Raw genomic sequence first — 15,116 nt, 5'->3', positions numbered from 1 at the left:
AGACGGCCATGCCCCAGATGATCTTCGTGAACCTGCCGGTCAAGGACCTGGAGACGTCGAAGAACTTCTTCGCGAAGCTGGGCTACTCCTTCAACCCGCAGTTCAGCGACGAGCGCACCGCCTGCCTCGTCATCAGCGACACGATCTTCGCGATGCTCCTCCAGGAGGAGCGCTTCAAGGACTTCACCAAGAAGGACATCGCCGACGCGTCCGCGTCCACCGAGGTGATCCTCGCGCTCAGCGCCGACAGCCGGGAGAAGGTGGACGAGCTGACCGAGGCCGCCCTCGCCAACGGCGGATCGCCCGCCAACGAGACGCAGGACCTCGGCTTCATGTACGGCCGTTCCTTCCAGGACCCGGACCACCACATGTGGGAGGTCATCTGGATGGACCCGTCCGCCGTCGAGGGCTGAGCCGCCGAGGGCCGGGCTACAGCCCCGCGTACGTCACCCCGGTCAGCTGCTCCGAGGCCACCCACAGCCGTTCGCCCGCCACATCGCCGCGCGTCCGGGCCGCCCGCCAGGACGGTCCGGGCGCGCCGCGCCAGCCCAGCACCCGGGGGCCGGTGAACGAGTCGGGGCGCACGCCCGGCGCGGTGGCCGCGTACAGCGTGGGCAGGGCCCCGGCCGACGCGGGCTGTGCGACGACGTTGGCGAGGCTCATGACGCGCTCCGCCACCCTGCGCCGCTCCATCCGGGCCGCCGCCGTGTGCAGGTCGGTCGCGGCGAGGCCCGGGTGCGCGGCGGCGGCCACCAGTCCGCTGCCGGCCGCCGCGAGCCGCCGGGCCAGCTCGTGGACGAAGAGCAGGTTCGCGGTCTTCGAGCGGCCGTAGGCGGTCCAGCGGCGGTAGTTCCGCTCGCTGTTGAGGTCGCCCATGTCGATGTCGGCCAAGGCGTGCAGCCCGCTGGAGACGGTCACCACCCGGGCGCCCCCGGTGGCCGTCAGCCTCGGCAGCAGCAGCCCGGTGAGCGCGAAGTGCCCGAGGTGGTTGACGCCGAACTGGGTCTCGAAGCCGTCGGCGGTCCGCCCGTACGGCAGGGCCATCACCCCGGCGTTGTTGATCAGCAGGTCGAGCCGGTCCGCCCGGAGGCCCTTGGCGAACGCGCGCACCGAGGACAGATCGGCCAGATCGAGCGGGGCGAACTCCACGTCCGCGCCGCGTACCGCGTACCGGATGCGGGCCGCCGCCTCCTCGCCGCGCCGTTCGTCGCGGCAGGCGAGGAGCACCCTGGCCCCGCAACGGGCCAGCTCACGGGCGGTGATGATCCCGATCCCGCTGTTGGCCCCGGTCACCACGGCGGTGCGGCCGCTCTGGTCGGGTATGTCGCGCGCGCTCCAGCCCTGGGTCATGGATCAAGCGTACGACCGGGCACGCGGATGGCCGGAAGCACCCGTTCGGGGGTACTTCCGGCCGCCGGTGCGCGTCAGTCCGCGCGTACCTCGAAGACCGGTACGGAGACCTCGTCGTCGTCCAGGCAGGCCCCCGTCGCCAGGTCGAAGCGCTGCTTGAGCAGGGGCGAGGCGACGAAGGGCTGCCCGCCGTCCGAGCCGACCAGGCCCCGCGAGAGGACGTAGGCCCCGGTGAACGGGTCGCGGTTGTCGATGGCGTACGTCCGCCCTGCCCGGTCCAGGAAGAGCGCGACCTGCCGGCCGTCCGGGAGGAGGGCGGCGACCCCGCGGCCCGGGGTCAGCAGCGAGCGGTCGCACACCGTGAGCCAGCCCTCCCCGGCGGCGAGCCGGACGGTCCGGGTGTCCTGCGCGGTCTCCAGTGTCTGCGTGGTCATCAGGAGGCGGTCCCTTCAAGAGTGCGGATGGCGAGAACCGGGCCCGCGAGGATGTCCAGGTCGGGCTTGACCTGGTCGCGTTCCGGGACGAACTTCACCGACGGGTCGGGCGCGTCGGGCGCGTTGACGAAGGTGACGAACCGGCGCAGCCGCTCCGGGTCGTTGATGGTCTCGGCCCACTCGTCGCGGTAGCCGCGCACATGGTCGGCCATCAGCCGCTCCAGCTCCTCGCAGAGCCCGAGGCTGTCGTGCACGACGACGTCCCGGACGTGCTCCAGGCCGCCCTCGATCCGCTCCAGCCAGGCCGAGGTGCGCTCCAGCCGGTCCGCGGTGCGGATGTAGAACATCAGGAACCGGTCGATCAGCCGGACCAGTTCGGCGTCGGACAGGTCCTGGGCGAGCAGGTCGGCGTGGCGCGGGGTGGCGCCGCCGTTGCCGCCCACGTAGAGGTTCCAGCCGCCCGCCGTGGCGATGATCCCGAAGTCCTTGCCCCGGGCCTCCGCGCACTCGCGGGCGCACCCCGAGACCGCCGACTTCAGCTTGTGCGGGGAGCGCAGCCCCCGGTAGCGCAGCTCCAGGTCGATCGCCATCTTCACGGAGTCCTGCACGCCGTAGCGGCACCAGGTCTGCCCGACACAGGACTTGACCGTCCGCAGCGACTTCCCGTACGCGTGCCCGGACTCGAAGCCCGCGTCGACGAGCCGCGTCCAGATCAGCGGCAGCTGGTCGACCCGGGCGCCGAAGAGGTCGATGCGCTGACCGCCGGTGATCTTGGTGTAGAGCCCGAAGTCGCGGGCCACCTCGCCGATCACGATCAGCTTCTCCGGGGTGATCTCGCCGCCGGGTATGCGCGGCACGATCGAGTACGAGCCGTTGCGCTGGAGGTTGGCCAGGAAGTGGTCGTTGGTGTCCTGGAGGGCCGCCTGCTCGCCGTCCAGGACATAGCCGCTGGCACCGACCGTCGGGGCGAGCGAGGCGATGACCGAGCCGACCGTGGGCTTGCAGACCTCGCAGCCGTCGCCGCCCCGGGCCTCCTCCCGCCCGTGGGAGTCGAGGAGGTCCGCGTACGAGGTGATGCGCAGGGTGCGGACGATCTCGTACAGCTCGCTGCGGGTGTACGGGAAGCAGCCGCACAGGCCCGCGTCCTGGCTCTGCGGGAGCAGCTGGCCGATCACCTTGACGCAACTGCCGCAGCCGGTGCCCGCCTTGGTGCACTTCTTCACCTCGGGGAGCGTGGTGTGCTCGCAGATCGCGCCCTTGGTGACGTTGTGGCAGGAGCAGATCACCGCCTCGTCGGGCAGCGCGGACGGGCCGAGCGCCACCGGACCGCCCGCGCCCGCCGGGAGCACCAGCTGCTCGGGGGCGACGGGCAGCACGCTCCCGGTCATCGGGCGCAGCGTGCCGTACTGGTCGGCGTCCCCCACCAGCACCCCGCCCAGCAGGGTGCCGTCCGCCGCCATTACCAGCTTCTTGTAGACCCCGGAGCGGGCGTCCGAATAGACCACGTCGAGGCAGCCCTCGGCGGTGCCGTGCGCGTCGCCGAACGAGGCCACATCCACGCCGAGCAGCTTCAGCTTGGTCGACAGATCGGCGCCGGTGAACGCGGCCGCCTTGCCGGCGATCACCTCGGCGGCGGTCAGCGCCATCTCGTAACCCGGCGCCACCAGCCCGTACACCCGGCCGTCCGAGGCGAGCGCGCACTCGCCGATGGCGAAGACCGCCGGGTCGGAGGTCCGGCACTCCTCGTCCACGACGATCCCGCCGCGCTCCCCGACCGCGAGCCCGCACTCCCGGGCCAGCTGGTCGCGCGGACGCACCCCGGCCGAGAACACCACCAGGTCCGTGGCGAGCGAGGACCCGTCGGAGAGCGCCATCCCGGTCACCGCGCCGTCCCCGCCCGCGGTCACCTCCTGCGTCCCGACCCCGGTGTGCACGGTCAGGCCCATGTCCTCGATGGTGCGCAGCAGCGCCGCGCCCCCGCCCTCGTCCACCTGGACGGGCATCAGCCGGGGCGCGAACTCCACGACGTGCGTCTCCAGGCCGAGGCCCTTCAGCGCGCCGGCCGCCTCCAGACCGAGCAGCCCGCCGCCGACCACCGCGCCGGTCGTCGCGTTCTTCGCGTACTCCTCGATGGCGAGCAGGTCCTCGATCGTCCGGTAGACGAAGCAGCCGGTGCTGTCCCTGCCGGGGACCGGCGGCACGAACGGATAGGACCCGGTCGCCAGCACCAGCGTGTCGTACGCGAAGACCTCGCCGGACCGCGCGGTGACCGTACGGGCGGCGCGGTCCACGGCCACCGCCGGGTCGCCGAGCCGCAGTTCGAAGCCGTGCCGCTCCATGAAGCCGTCCTCGACCATCGACAGCTCGTCCGGGGTCCTCCCGGCGAAGTACGAGGTCAGCTGGACCCGGTCGTAGGCGGCGCGGGGCTCCTCGCACAGGACGACGACCCGGGCGGTCCCGGCGGCCCCGGTCAGGCCGCGCTCGGCCAGGGCCTCCAGGAAGCGCTGGCCGACCATCCCGTGTCCGACGACCACGAGCGTCGGCACGGCGGCAGGGCCTGAGGTGGGGGCGGTCGGGGGAGTGGACACCGGCATCTCGGGGCCTCCGTCGTCGGTGAGCAGATTCGGCAGGGCCACAGGCGCCGGGCCTGTGTGCTCATGACCACAAGCGTGTCCGGGCGGTGTTACCCGGCCGGTTCCCCGCTGTTTCCCGGGAGGAACCTTGCGCTCAGCACCCGCCCGAAAGGCCTGTGAGGCGGCCGGCGGAGGCCGGAAAGGGGGCCTTGTCCTGCGGAAACCTCAGAGTTGGCTCAACTTTCCCGGTGCGGCCCCGGAACGGTTGGACGGTGCACGCATCCGCTTCATAGGGTCGTGCTCATGCCGGACATCACCCTGACCACCCTTGTCGTGCTGTGCCTCGCCGCCGCCGCGGCGGGCTGGGTCGACGCGGTGGTCGGGGGCGGCGGACTGCTCCTGCTGCCCGCGCTGCTGCTCGGTCTGCCGCACCTGCCGGCCGCGCAGATCCTCGGCACCAACAAGGCGGTCGCCATCGTCGGCACCTCGGGCGCCGCCGTCACCTACGCGCGCAAGGCGCCGGTGAAGGTGGGCACGGCGGTCCGGATCGGGCTCGCGGCCCTGGCCGGGTCGATGACCGGCGCGTTCTTCGCCGCCGGGATCAGCAGCGAGGTGCTGCGGCCGGTGATCATGGTGGTGCTGCTGGCGGTCGCCGGATTCGTGATGCTGCGGCCCCAGTTCGGCCGGGCCGCCGGGGACGGCGTCCCGCCCCAGGTCACCCGGGCCCGCAGGATCACCGCGATCGCCCTGGTGGGCGGCGGCATCGGCCTGTACGACGGGCTGTTCGGACCCGGTACGGGCACCTTCCTGGTGCTCGCCCTGACCGCCGTGCTCCACCTCGACCTGGTGACCGCGTCGGCCACCGCGAAGATCGTCAACGTCTGCACCAACGCCGGGGCGCTCGCGATGTTCGCCTACCAGGGCAACGTGCTGTGGCAGCTGGCGGCGCTCATGGCGGTGTTCAACCTGGCGGGCGGACTGCTGGGCGCACGGATGGCGCTGCGCAAGGGCAGCGAGTTCGTGCGCGGGGTGCTGTTGGTGGTGGTGTTCTCGCTGGTGGCGAAGCTCGGGTTCGACCAGTGGCAGAGCTGACTCTTCGTGCGGTGGCAGAGCCGATTTTCCGTACGGCGGGGCTCAGCGCACGCTCGTGAGGTGGGCGTACGCCACCACGTTCCCCCGGTAGCCGGTCGCGTCGGAGTAGCCGCCGCCGCAGGTGATCAGGCGCAGCGAGGCGTGCTCGGAGGCGCCGTAGACCCGCTGGTCGGGGAAGTCGTCGTTCTCGTACACCTCGATCGCATCGAGCGCGAAGACGGCGGTACGGCCGTCCTGCCGGTCCACCTCGACGGTGCTGCCCTTCTTCAGTGAGCCCAGGTCGTAGAAGACCGACGGGCCCTCCGCGTTGTCGACGTGTCCGGCGACGATCGCGGTGCCCTTGGCGCCGGGCGGCGTGCCGTCCTTCCACCAGCCGACGATGTCCGTGTTCCCGGCCGGCGGCACGTCCAGGCTGCCGTCCGCCCCGAGCCCGAGCCGCATCATCGGCGCGTCGACCCGGATGCTGGGAATCCGGATGCGGACGGGCGCGGAGGGGCGCAGCGGCTCGGCGACCGGGGAGCCGGGCAGCAGGGCGGGCCCGGCGGCGAACGCCTGGGCGGCGGCCGGGCCGGGCGGGGTGAGCCGGGTGTCCGCGCCGTTCTGGATCAGCCAGACACCGGCCAGCGCCACGACGACGAGCAGCCAGCCCTTGGCCTTCTGGGACACGGTGGTCCTCCGGGGTGCGGAAGCGGAAACGGTCCCGTCCCGGTGGCGCGGGGCCACCGGGACGGACACCGGGCGGTACGGAGGGGTGGATGCCTCCGTCAGCCGGCGTCCCGCGTGCCGCTCGCCCGGCGACGCAGGAGCCAGGCTCCGCCGACGGCGGCAGCGGCGAGGACGCCGGCTCCCGCCGCGATCTGGGTGGTGTCGGGGCCGACGCTGCCGCCGACTCCGGTCTTCACGTGCCCCGAGGGGGCGGTGGGCGCGGCCGAGGTCCGGTGCCCGGAGGGCGTCTCGCGGCCTGCCCCGGTCTCGTCGCGGCCGGAGCCCGTCTGGTCACGCCCGGACCCGGTCGGGCGCTCGGTGGGCGTGGAGCGGCCGGCCTCGGCGGGGGCGTCCGGGATGCGGGCGGCTCCGGCGGACTCGGCGTCGAGCCCGTCGAGGCTGTCGAGGCCGTCCAGCCCCTCCGTGTCCTCGTCGTCGCCCAGCCCGTCGAGGTCGGAGAAGTCGTACGTGGGCGCGTCGGTGGTCCCGGTGGGGGCGGCGTCCTCGTCGCGCGAGGAGCCCGCGGCCTTCACCTCGATCTCGCCGGTGGCTTTCTTGCCGTTCGCGCAGTCCACGCCGATGCCGTACGACCCGGGCGCGACGCCGCCGGGCACCCGGAAGGAGCCGGCCAGGGCCTCTTCGAGGGAGGCGGGCGCCAGCGGGAACTCCGGGGCGTCCAGCGCGCTCGCGTCGCCGGTCGCGGCGCTGTCACCCCCGCAGGCGGTGGTGTCCACGGTGACCGTGGCGCCCGGCGCCGCGCTGGCGGGGGTGATCGTCAGTGGCGCCGTCTCGTCCCCGTACGCGGACGGGGCGGCGGCGCTGAGGCCGAGCGCGGCGGCGGCCAGGGCCGCGGCGGCGGTGCCGGTCACGAGTCGGGCAGGACGGCGCATGGGGGTTTCCTCCGAGCAGGGGGCGCTGGCGGGTGTGTCCTGGCTCCGAGCCAACAGCCGGACCGGCCCCCATGCCTGCTGACACCGAGTCAGCTCTCACCCGTCCGGCCCGGCGTGGCCCCCTTGCCAAACGGTGTCGTCGCAGGTCACGGGTGTGGCGGAGGGTGGGGTGCGCGGTCCGCGGCCCCCTGGTGCCGTTCGGGTGACGGACCCGCCCGGCAATGTGGCGTACATCACATGCGTGAGACGTCGTTGAGCGGGAACACGCATCACAACCCCCCACGGGACGGTGCGCACAGCCGCCCCCGGCCGACGCCCCCTCCGGACCTCTCCCCCCTGGGTCCGGAGGGGGCGGACTGCGTCAGGGGCGCCCCGAGGCCGACCACTCGATCACCGGCGGCCGGACGCGCGCGCAGAGCGGCCGCCCCTCGGCGTCCGAGAGCGGAAGCCGGGCGGTGAGATGTCCCGAGCGCACGGCCGCCGCCAGGACGGCCGGGTCGACGTCGGCGAACATCAGCTTGGCCCGCCGGAACATCGTGAACAGGCCGTCCGCGTCGACCGTGCCCCAGGACAGGTACACGAAGCGCCCGCCCAGCCGGTTCTGCACGTACGGCCCCCGGACCGCGACCCCTTCCGCGTCCTCGGCCGCCGTGCACTCCAGGGTCCAGTGGGCGCCCGGCGCGTCCCCCGGGGTCGGGCCGAGGAGTTCGCCGGGGCGGTCCTTGCGCTGGACGCCCACGTGGATGTTCTCGTAGCCGGGGAAGCCGGGCCCGGCCGGGCAGGAGCGCCCGGGCAGGCGTGATCCCTCGATGTGGAGCAGCAGGGGGGCCTCCATGGTCAGACCGCCTCGCCCGGTGCCGCCTCGTACGCCGCCGCCAAACGCTTCATCAGCTCCGCGTCCACCGTGAACGCGGTGTCGTCGATCCGGGCGACCGGGGCCATGCCCAGCGAGTTGGTGAGGAACGCCGAGCGGAACGCCCCGAGCCCGTCCAGGGTCACCGGGCGGCGCAGCGAGGTCAGGCCCGCGCCCGGGAGCTCGCGTTCCAGGACGCCCATGGTCACGCCGGACAGGGCCGGGGCCTGCGGCCAGGTGACCGCCGTGCCGTCCCAGAAGCCGATGTTGGTGACGGCCCCCTCGGTCACCGAGCCGTCGGGCAGGGTCAGCAGCGCGTCGTCGTAACCGGCGCGGCGGGCCAGGTTCGCGTAGTAGGTCTGGCCGAACTCGCCGGGCCGCTTGAGATGCGCGGCGGTCCGGGCGAACGGGACGGACTTGAGGCTCTTCGGGCCGGGGTCCATCCCGCCCGGCTCCCGCACCGTCACCATCACGGTCGTCGCGGTGTTCCCCGGCGGCAGGTACGCGTGCACCCGCACCGAGGCGTCCGCCGTGTCCGCGCTCTCCAGCGCGTGCCGGATCAGCCGGCGCACCAGCTCCCCGTCCAGGGGGAGTTCGAACAGCTCGCGGTTGGCCGCGTCCAGCCGGGCCAGGTGGAGATCGAGACCGCGCACCCGGCCCTCGCGTACCTGCATCGCCGTGAAGTGGCCGTAGTTGAAGAACAGCGCCCGGCCCAGATCGTCCTCGGTGGCGGGCCGTCCGTCGAACTCTGCGTACGGGAGGGCCGTCGCTGCTGGAGTCGTCATACGGCCACGGTATGCGGCCGCCGCCGTCCGGCGGGAGGCCCGTTCCCGATCGCGCTTGACCTCAACCATGGTTGATGGTCGAACGTCTTCGCCATGGACCTCATCACCGCGGAATCCACCGCCTCCGCCCTGCCCGCGAACGCCCCCCTGAAGGTGGCCGTCATCCTCGCCAGCAACCGCGAGGGCCGGTTCGCCCCCGTCATCGCCGACTGGTTCCTCGCCCACGCCGACGCCCATCCCGCGATCGACACGGACGTGGTCGACGTCGCCGGTCTCGATCTGCCCACCGCCCTCTCCTACCGCCTGGAGGGCGACGCCCGGGAGGTGCTGGCCGGGGTCTCGGCCCGGCTGGCCGAGGCGGACGCCTTCGTCGTCGTCACCCCCGAGTACAACCACTCCTACCCGGCGCCCCTGAAGAACCTCATCGACTGGCACCGCGACGAGTGGCAGGCCAAGCCCGTCGCGTTCGTCTCCTACGGCGGGGTCTCCGGCGGACTGCGCGCGGTCGAGCACCTACGCCAGGTCTTCGCCGAGCTGCACACCGTCTCGATCCGCGACACCGTCTCCTTCCACAACGCGGGCGCCCAGTTCGACGACGCGGGCAGGCACCGCGACCCGGCGGGTCCGGACGCCGCCGTGAAGACGCTGCTCGACCAGCTCGTCTGGTGGGGCCGCGCGCTGCGGGACGCGAAGCGGGCCCACCCGTACGGCGGCTGATGGCGCGGCGGGAGGCGGCACCCCACAATCGGTGGGGAACCGCCCACCACCGCGAGGAGAGGCCGACGTGACGACGACGCCCGCATGGCTGACCGTACTGACCACGACGGACAGCGAGGAGAAGGCCAGGGAACTGGCGCGGGGAGTGGTCGAGGCGCGGCTCGCCGCGTGCGTGCAGATCTCCGCGCCCGTCACCTCCGTCTACCGCTGGCAGAACGCCATCGAGGCCACCGAGGAGTGGCAGCTCTTTTGCAAGACGACGGCCGAGCGGTACGAGGAGCTGGAGGCCCACCTCCAGGAGGCGCACGACTACGACACCCCGGAGATCATCGCCCTGCCGGTGATCCGGGGCAGCGCCCGCTACCTGGGCTGGGTCTCGGCCGAGACGGCCCCGGTCACCTCGGTCTGAGGCCGGGCCGGCCCGGCCCTCCGGTCAGCGGGAGGCCGCCGCCAGCGCGTCCTCCACGCCCCGTTCGCGGGGGCCCAGGAAGTGCGGGTCCGGCTCGAACAGGGCGTCGAGCGCCGCCTTCCCCGCCGCGAACACCTCCCGCGTCCCGCCGTAGTACCAGGTGACGTCGTGCTTCGCGTCCACCCCGACCCCGTACGCGTCGATCCCCGCCGCCCGGCACAGCGCGATGGCACGGCGGATGTGGAAGCCCTGGCTCACCAGCACCGCCCGGTCGACGCCGAAGATCTTCTTCGCCCGCACGCACGAGTCCCAGGTGTCGAAGCCCGCGAAGTCGCTGACGATCCGGTCGTCCGGCACGCCCTTCCCGACCAGGAACGCCCGCATCGCGTCCGGCTCGTCGTACTCCACGCGGCTGTTGTCCCCGGTCACCAGGACGACCTTCACCTTGCCGTCCCGGTAGAGCGCGGCGGCCGTCCGCAGCCGGTTCGCCAGGTACGGGGACGGCTTCCCGTCCCACAGCCCGGCCCCGAACACCACCGCGACCTGCCGCGCGGGCACGTCCTCCACGGTCCTGATCCGGGCATCGGCCACCACATGCAGCCAGGTCGCGGGCGCGAGCGCCAGCACGCACGCGGCCATCACCCCCTGCACCGCCCGCCGCCGCCCCCGCCGCGACTTCGGGAGCCGGGGCCGCAGGGCTCTCAGCAGCCGGACGCCCCGCGCCCGCTCGGCCCCCGGTGTCCGCCGCATCCGTACCCTCACTCGCCCGCCCCTGGTTCCCGGGGCCCAGCCGCCCCTGCCCTACTGGACGATCCGGCGGCCGAAAGGGTTCTCGGACCGGCCCGGGCGGTCCGCGTACCATCGGGCGATGTCGCTTCCACGGTTGATCGCCTCCGATCTCGACGGCACCCTTCTGCGCGGGGACGGCTCGCTCTCGCCCCGCACCCTGCGCGCCCTGCGCACCGCCGAGGAGGCCGGGGCGGAGATCGTCATCGTGACCGCCCGGCCGCCGCGCTTCGTGGACCGGCTGGCCGAGGCCACCGGCCTCGTGGGCACGGCGGTGTGCAGCAACGGGGCCCTCGTGTACGACATAGCGAGCCGCAGCGTCGTCTCCTCGCAGATGCTGTCCCTGGCCGTGGCGCAGCAGGTCGCCACCGCGCTCGCCGCCGCCGTCCCCGGCGTCGGCTTCGCCCTGGAGACCGGCAACCAGGTCTTCTACGAACCGGCCTACCGGCTGCGCCTGTCCGAGGACGAGGGCGCCGAACTCCCCGTCGCCTCCCTCGCCGAGCTGTGGCTCACCGAGGCCCCCGTCACCAAGCTCCTCGCCTGGACGGAACGGCTCGACGCGGACACCCTGCTCGCCGCCGCCCGCCAGGGGGCCGGCGACACCGTCCAGCTCACCCACTCCGGCGGGCGCGGGCTGCTGGAGATCAGCGCCCCCGGCGTCACCAAGGCCGGCGCCCTCTCCCTGCTCTGCGCGGAGCGGGGCATCGAGGCGGCGGACGTCATCGCGTTCGGCGACATGCCCAACGACCTCACGGTCCTCGCCTGGGCCGGTACGGGCTACGCCATGGCCAACGCCCACCCGTCGGTGCTGGCCGCCGTGGAGACGCACGCCCGGACCAACGAGGAGGACGGGGTGGCCCAGGTCATCGAGCACCTGTTCGCGGGACGGGGGAGGGGCTGAGGGCCCTCCCGGCCGCCGCGCTTCCCCCGTGAGGCGGCGGAAAACCCGCGTGACCGACCTGCAACGCCCCGGCAACGTGCGTCCGCGACCATCGACCCCATGCACCGCATCCGGCACCTTCCCGCGAACCGCCCGGCGTCCGCCGCCCCCGCCCTGGTCGCCGTCGCCCACGGCAGCCGGGACCCGCGCACCCCGCAGGCCGTCGCCGCGCTCCTGGACCGGGTCCGCGAACTGCGCCCCGGGCTCGACGTCCGCCTCGGCCACATAGAGCTCAACGCGCCGCTCCTGCCGGACGCCCTGGACGCCCTCGGTGCCCGCGAGGCCGTCCTCGTACCGCTGCTGCTCGGACGCGGGCACCACGTCAAGCACGACATCCCCGCGTCCGTCGCCGCCGCCCCCGCGCTGCGGGCCCGCGTCGCCGCGCCGCTCGGGCCGCACCCGCTGCTGGTGGAGGCGCTGCACGACCGGCTCGCCGAGGCCGGCTGGCACGCGTCGGAGCGGGGGAGCGCCGTCGTCCTCGCCGCCGCCGGGTCGCGCGACCCCGAATCGGCCGCCGACGCCCGGCATACCGCGCTGCTGCTCGGGGAACGGCTCGGCGGCGTGCCCGTCGTGCCCGCGTACGCCTCCGCCGCCTCGCCCACCGTGCCCGCCGCCGTGCGCGCGCTCGCCGCCCGGGGCCACCGCCGGATCGCCGTCGCCTCCTACTTCACCGCGCCCGGGCGGTTCGCCTCGGCCGCCGCCGCCCACGCGCCGTGGATCGCCGCCGCCCCGCTCGGCGCCCACCCCGCACTGGCCCGGCTGGTCCTGCACCGCTACGACCAGGCGCGCGCGGCGGCCGGAGCGGCGCTGTGCGACATACCTGTGAACACCCGCTTCGCAGCCTCCGCCTGACCCGCCCTGTCGGCGCGGCCGATTAACCTCGGACGCATGAACGGCACGGATGGCACACAGCACCCCGGTACGGCCCCCTACGGTCCGGCCGACGCCGAGCGCTGGGACCCCGAGCCGGACAAACGGCCCGGCCGCACCGCCTTCCAGCGCGACCGCGCCCGCGTGTTGCACTCCGCGGCGCTGCGCAGGCTCGCCGGGAAGACCCAGGTCGTCACGCCCGGCACCCGCGGCCCCGCCTGGGACGCCAGCCCCCGCACCCGGCTCACCCACTCCCTGGAATGCGCCCAGGTCGGCCGCGAGCTGGGCGCCGCCCTCGGCTGCGACCCCGACCTGGTGGAGGCGGCCTGCCTCTCCCACGACATGGGACACCCGCCTTTCGGCCACAACGGCGAACAGGCGCTCAACGACTTCGCGTCCGACTGCGGCGGCTTCGAGGGCAACGCCCAGTCGCTGCGGCTGCTCACCCGCCTCGAACCCAAGCGCTTCGTCCCCGACACCCGCACCGGCGACCTGGTCAGCGTCGGCCTCAACCTCACCCGCGCCGCCCTCGACGCCGCCACCAAGTACCCCTGGCCCCGGGGCGCCCACCCCACCGACCCCGGCTCGCCCAAATTCGGGGTCTACGAGGACGACCTGCCGGTCTTCCGGTGGTTCCGCGAGGGCGCCCCCCGTGACCGCAAGTGCTTCGAGGCCCAGGTCATGGACTGGTCCGACGACGTGGCGTACTCCGTGCACGACTTCGAGGACGGGCTGCACGCGGGCCACATCGACCCCAACTGTCTGGAGGCCGAGCCGGAGCGCCGCGACATCTGGGACGTCGCCATCGGCCGCTACGTGCCCGCCGACACCGACCCGCAGGAGCTGGCCGACGCGCTCGACCGGCTCATCGCCCAGGAGTGGTGGCCGCACGGCTACGACGGGTCCGCCGTCGCCCAGGCCCGCCTGAAGGACGCCACCAGCCAGCTGATCGGCCGCTTCTGCCTCGCCGCCGAGACCGCCACCCGCCAGGCGTACGGCACCGGACGCCTCACCCGTTACGCCGCCGAGCTGGTCGTCCCGCGCGACGCGCGCAACGAGTGCGCGGTGCTCAAGGCCATCGCCGACCGTTACGTGATGCAGCGCGCCGAGCAGGAGGAGATCCGCGCCGACCAGCGCATCGTCATCGCCGAGCTGGCCGCCGCGCTCACCGCCCGCGCCCCCGAAGGGCTCGAACCGCAGCTGCGCGCGCTGTACGAGGCGGCGCCCGACGACCGCGCCCGCAAGCGGGTCCTCGTGGACCAGATCGCCGCCCTCACCGACGCCTCCGCCCGCACCCTGCACACCCACCTCACCCGGGGGCCCGGCCGCCACCGGGAGTGACCTGATCGGGCCACACCCCCTTCCCCCACTACGCTGCGTGCGGGACGCTCGCAGTTGGCGCCGCGCAGCAAGCACCGAGGAGGCATCACGTGGTCGACGCACATCGGACGTTCGTCATCGTCGGCGGAGGGCTGGCCGGGGCGAAGGCAGCCCAGACGCTCCGGTCGGAGGGATTCAGCGGCCGGGTCATCCTGATCGGCGACGAGCGCGACCATCCGTACGAACGCCCGCCGCTGTCCAAGGGGTACCTGACCGGGAAGGAGGACCGCGACAGCGTCTTCGTCCACGAGACCGCCTGGTACGCGGGCGCCGAGATCGAGCTCCACCTCGGCCAGTCCGTGACCGACCTGAACCGCGAGGCGCGCACCGTCGAGACGGGCGACGGCACCGTCATCCACTACGACAAGCTGCTCCTCGCCACCGGCGCCGAACCCCGCCGCCTCGACGTCCCGGGCACCGACCTGGTCGGCGTCCACCACCTGCGCCGCCTCGCCCACGCCGACCGGCTGCGCAACGTCCTCGCCGCCCTCGGCCGGGACAACGGCCACCTGGTCATCGCCGGAGCAGGCTGGATCGGCCTGGAGGTCGCGGCCGCCGCCCGCGGCTACGGCGCCGAGGTCACCGTGGTCGAACCGGAGGCGACCCCGCTGCTCCGGGTCGTCGGACCGGAGGTCGGCCAGATCTTCACCGAGCTCCACAGCGACCACGGCGTCCGCTTCCACTTCGGCGGCCGGCTCACCGAGATCGTCGGCCAGGACGGCATGGTCCTCGCGGTGCGCACCGACGACGGCGAGGAGCACCTCGCCCACGACGTGCTCGCCGCCATCGGCGCCGCCCCCCGCACCGCGCTCGCCGAGGCGGCCGGTCTGGAGATCGCCCCGCGCGAGCAGGGCGGCGGCATCGCCGTCGACGCCTCGCTGCGCACCAGCGACCCGCACATCTACGCCGCCGGTGACGTGGCGAACGCCGCCCATCCGCTGCTCGGGACCCGGCTGCGGGTCGAGCACTGGGCCAACGCGCTGAACGGCGGCCCGGCCGCGGCCCGCGCCATGCTCGGCCAGGACGTCGCCTACGACCGGGTGCCGTACTTCTTCTCCGACCAGTACGACCTGGGCCTGGAGTACTCCGGCTGGGCCCCGCCCGGCTCCTACGACCAGGTGGTCATCCGGGGCGACGCGGGCAAGCGCCAGTTCATCGCGTTCTGGCTGAAGGACCGCACCGTGCTGGCCGGGATGAACGTCAACGTGTGGGACGTCACGGAGCACATCCAGAAGCTGATCCGGGCCGGCCGCCCCGTCGACCCGGACGCCCTGGCCGACCCCTCGGTGCTCCTGGAATCCCTGGTCTGAGCGGTCCCGGGCCGGTGCGCGG

Annotated in this window: 16 protein-coding genes; 8 read left to right on the top strand and 8 right to left on the bottom strand. The window is 73.9% G+C overall.

Translation table 11 applies throughout. The features are described 5' to 3' along the window. Nucleotides 1-8 precede the first annotated feature (8 nt). Nucleotides 9-413, top strand: a complete 405-nt coding sequence (locus AMK18_RS17315) for a VOC family protein (RefSeq protein WP_018103286.1) — start codon at nucleotides 9-11, stop codon at nucleotides 411-413. Nucleotides 414-429: 16 nt separating this feature from the next. Here AMK18_RS17315 and AMK18_RS17310 read toward each other — a convergent pair whose 3' ends face one another. The 3 genes from AMK18_RS17310 to nirB form a co-directional block, all read right to left on the bottom strand. Then, on the bottom strand, nucleotides 430-1,350 hold the full coding sequence (locus AMK18_RS17310; protein WP_073863465.1) for an oxidoreductase: 921 nt from the start codon (nucleotides 1,348-1,350) through the stop codon (nucleotides 430-432). Nucleotides 1,351-1,424: 74 nt separating this feature from the next. Continuing rightward, nucleotides 1,425-1,784, bottom strand: coding sequence for a nitrite reductase small subunit NirD (gene nirD, locus AMK18_RS17305; RefSeq protein ID WP_073863464.1), 360 nt, complete (start codon nucleotides 1,782-1,784; stop codon nucleotides 1,425-1,427). Beyond that, the gene (gene nirB, locus AMK18_RS17300) at nucleotides 1,784-4,378 is read right to left on the bottom strand and encodes a nitrite reductase large subunit NirB (protein ID WP_073863747.1); all 2,595 of its coding nucleotides are present in this window, start codon (nucleotides 4,376-4,378) and stop codon (nucleotides 1,784-1,786) included. Before nirB ends, nirD begins: the two co-directional genes overlap by 1 nt. A gap of 282 nt (nucleotides 4,379-4,660) precedes the next feature. Here nirB and AMK18_RS17295 point away from each other — a divergent pair, with 282 nt between their 5' ends. Then, on the top strand, nucleotides 4,661-5,449 hold the full coding sequence (locus AMK18_RS17295) for a sulfite exporter TauE/SafE family protein (RefSeq protein WP_073863746.1): 789 nt from the start codon (nucleotides 4,661-4,663) through the stop codon (nucleotides 5,447-5,449). 42 nt (nucleotides 5,450-5,491) lie between these two features. On the opposite strand, the gene AMK18_RS17290 is transcribed toward AMK18_RS17295, so the two are convergent. The 4 genes from AMK18_RS17290 to AMK18_RS17275 form a co-directional block, all read right to left on the bottom strand. Next, nucleotides 5,492-6,115, bottom strand: a complete 624-nt coding sequence (locus AMK18_RS17290; RefSeq protein ID WP_073863463.1) for a class F sortase — start codon at nucleotides 6,113-6,115, stop codon at nucleotides 5,492-5,494. 98 nt (nucleotides 6,116-6,213) lie between these two features. Then, nucleotides 6,214-7,044, bottom strand: a complete 831-nt coding sequence (locus AMK18_RS17285; RefSeq protein ID WP_241836584.1) for a hypothetical protein — start codon at nucleotides 7,042-7,044, stop codon at nucleotides 6,214-6,216. Between the two features lie 361 nt (nucleotides 7,045-7,405). Next, a complete protein-coding gene (locus tag AMK18_RS17280) occupies nucleotides 7,406-7,879 on the bottom strand; it encodes a DUF5990 family protein (protein WP_073863461.1) in 474 nt (157 codons plus the stop codon). A gap of 2 nt (nucleotides 7,880-7,881) precedes the next feature. Continuing rightward, on the bottom strand, nucleotides 7,882-8,682 hold the full coding sequence (locus AMK18_RS17275; RefSeq protein WP_073863460.1) for an aminotransferase class IV: 801 nt from the start codon (nucleotides 8,680-8,682) through the stop codon (nucleotides 7,882-7,884). Between the two features lie 93 nt (nucleotides 8,683-8,775). Between AMK18_RS17275 and AMK18_RS17270 the strand changes: the two genes are divergently transcribed. Together AMK18_RS17270 and cutA are read left to right on the top strand one after the other, a co-directional pair. After that, a complete protein-coding gene (locus AMK18_RS17270) occupies nucleotides 8,776-9,399 on the top strand; it encodes an NADPH-dependent FMN reductase (protein ID WP_073863459.1) in 624 nt (207 codons plus the stop codon). Between the two features lie 67 nt (nucleotides 9,400-9,466). Next, complete coding sequence (gene cutA / locus AMK18_RS17265; RefSeq protein WP_073863458.1) at nucleotides 9,467-9,808, top strand: divalent-cation tolerance protein CutA; 342 nt, start codon at nucleotides 9,467-9,469, stop codon at nucleotides 9,806-9,808. A gap of 24 nt (nucleotides 9,809-9,832) precedes the next feature. Here the strand turns inward: cutA and AMK18_RS17260 are convergent, their stop codons facing one another. Next, nucleotides 9,833-10,558, bottom strand: a complete 726-nt coding sequence (locus AMK18_RS17260; protein ID WP_073863457.1) for a SanA/YdcF family protein — start codon at nucleotides 10,556-10,558, stop codon at nucleotides 9,833-9,835. Nucleotides 10,559-10,691: 133 nt separating this feature from the next. On the opposite strand from AMK18_RS17260, the gene AMK18_RS17255 reads away from it, so the two are divergent. The 4 genes from AMK18_RS17255 (at nucleotide 10,692) to AMK18_RS17240 (ending at nucleotide 15,094) form a co-directional block, all read left to right on the top strand. Then, on the top strand, nucleotides 10,692-11,495 hold the full coding sequence (locus tag AMK18_RS17255; RefSeq protein WP_018103298.1) for a Cof-type HAD-IIB family hydrolase: 804 nt from the start codon (nucleotides 10,692-10,694) through the stop codon (nucleotides 11,493-11,495). A gap of 99 nt (nucleotides 11,496-11,594) precedes the next feature. Further along, nucleotides 11,595-12,386 carry a sirohydrochlorin chelatase gene (locus tag AMK18_RS17250; RefSeq protein WP_073863456.1) on the top strand — a complete coding sequence of 264 codons (792 nt, stop codon included), beginning with the start codon at nucleotides 11,595-11,597 and terminating at the stop codon, nucleotides 12,384-12,386. Nucleotides 12,387-12,422: 36 nt separating this feature from the next. Then, nucleotides 12,423-13,745 carry a deoxyguanosinetriphosphate triphosphohydrolase gene (locus AMK18_RS17245; RefSeq protein WP_073863455.1) on the top strand — a complete coding sequence of 441 codons (1,323 nt, stop codon included), beginning with the start codon at nucleotides 12,423-12,425 and terminating at the stop codon, nucleotides 13,743-13,745. A gap of 89 nt (nucleotides 13,746-13,834) precedes the next feature. After that, a complete protein-coding gene (locus AMK18_RS17240) occupies nucleotides 13,835-15,094 on the top strand; it encodes an NAD(P)/FAD-dependent oxidoreductase (protein ID WP_073863454.1) in 1,260 nt (419 codons plus the stop codon). The last annotated feature ends 22 nt before the right edge of the window (nucleotides 15,095-15,116 follow it).

The sequence above is a fragment of the Streptomyces sp. CB01249 genome, from assembly GCF_001905735.1.
GTDB lineage: Bacteria > Actinomycetota > Actinomycetes > Streptomycetales > Streptomycetaceae > Streptomyces.
Note: the sequence above shows the minus strand (reverse complement) of the source record. Positions and strands in the feature narration are given on the sequence as shown.

Excerpts from the sequence above, each read along its gene's own strand:
- AMK18_RS17315 (WP_018103286.1), top strand. The coding sequence starts at position 9 with ATGCCCCAGATGATCTTCGTGAACCTGCCGGTCAAGGACCTGGAGACG.
- AMK18_RS17310 (WP_073863465.1), bottom strand. The coding sequence starts at position 1,350 with ATGACCCAGGGCTGGAGCGCGCGCGACATACCCGACCAGAGCGGCCGC.
- nirD (WP_073863464.1), bottom strand. The coding sequence starts at position 1,784 with ATGACCACGCAGACACTGGAGACCGCGCAGGACACCCGGACCGTCCGG.
- nirB (WP_073863747.1), bottom strand. The coding sequence starts at position 4,378 with ATGCCGGTGTCCACTCCCCCGACCGCCCCCACCTCAGGCCCTGCCGCC.
- AMK18_RS17295 (WP_073863746.1), top strand. The coding sequence starts at position 4,661 with ATGCCGGACATCACCCTGACCACCCTTGTCGTGCTGTGCCTCGCCGCC.
- AMK18_RS17285 (WP_241836584.1), bottom strand. The coding sequence starts at position 7,044 with ATGCGCCGTCCTGCCCGACTCGTGACCGGCACCGCCGCCGCGGCCCTG.
- AMK18_RS17280 (WP_073863461.1), bottom strand. The coding sequence starts at position 7,879 with ATGGAGGCCCCCCTGCTGCTCCACATCGAGGGATCACGCCTGCCCGGG.
- AMK18_RS17275 (WP_073863460.1), bottom strand. The coding sequence starts at position 8,682 with ATGACGACTCCAGCAGCGACGGCCCTCCCGTACGCAGAGTTCGACGGA.
- AMK18_RS17270 (WP_073863459.1), top strand. The coding sequence starts at position 8,776 with ATGGACCTCATCACCGCGGAATCCACCGCCTCCGCCCTGCCCGCGAAC.
- AMK18_RS17260 (WP_073863457.1), bottom strand. The coding sequence starts at position 10,558 with ATGCGGCGGACACCGGGGGCCGAGCGGGCGCGGGGCGTCCGGCTGCTG.
- AMK18_RS17250 (WP_073863456.1), top strand. The coding sequence starts at position 11,595 with ATGCACCGCATCCGGCACCTTCCCGCGAACCGCCCGGCGTCCGCCGCC.
- AMK18_RS17245 (WP_073863455.1), top strand. The coding sequence starts at position 12,423 with ATGAACGGCACGGATGGCACACAGCACCCCGGTACGGCCCCCTACGGT.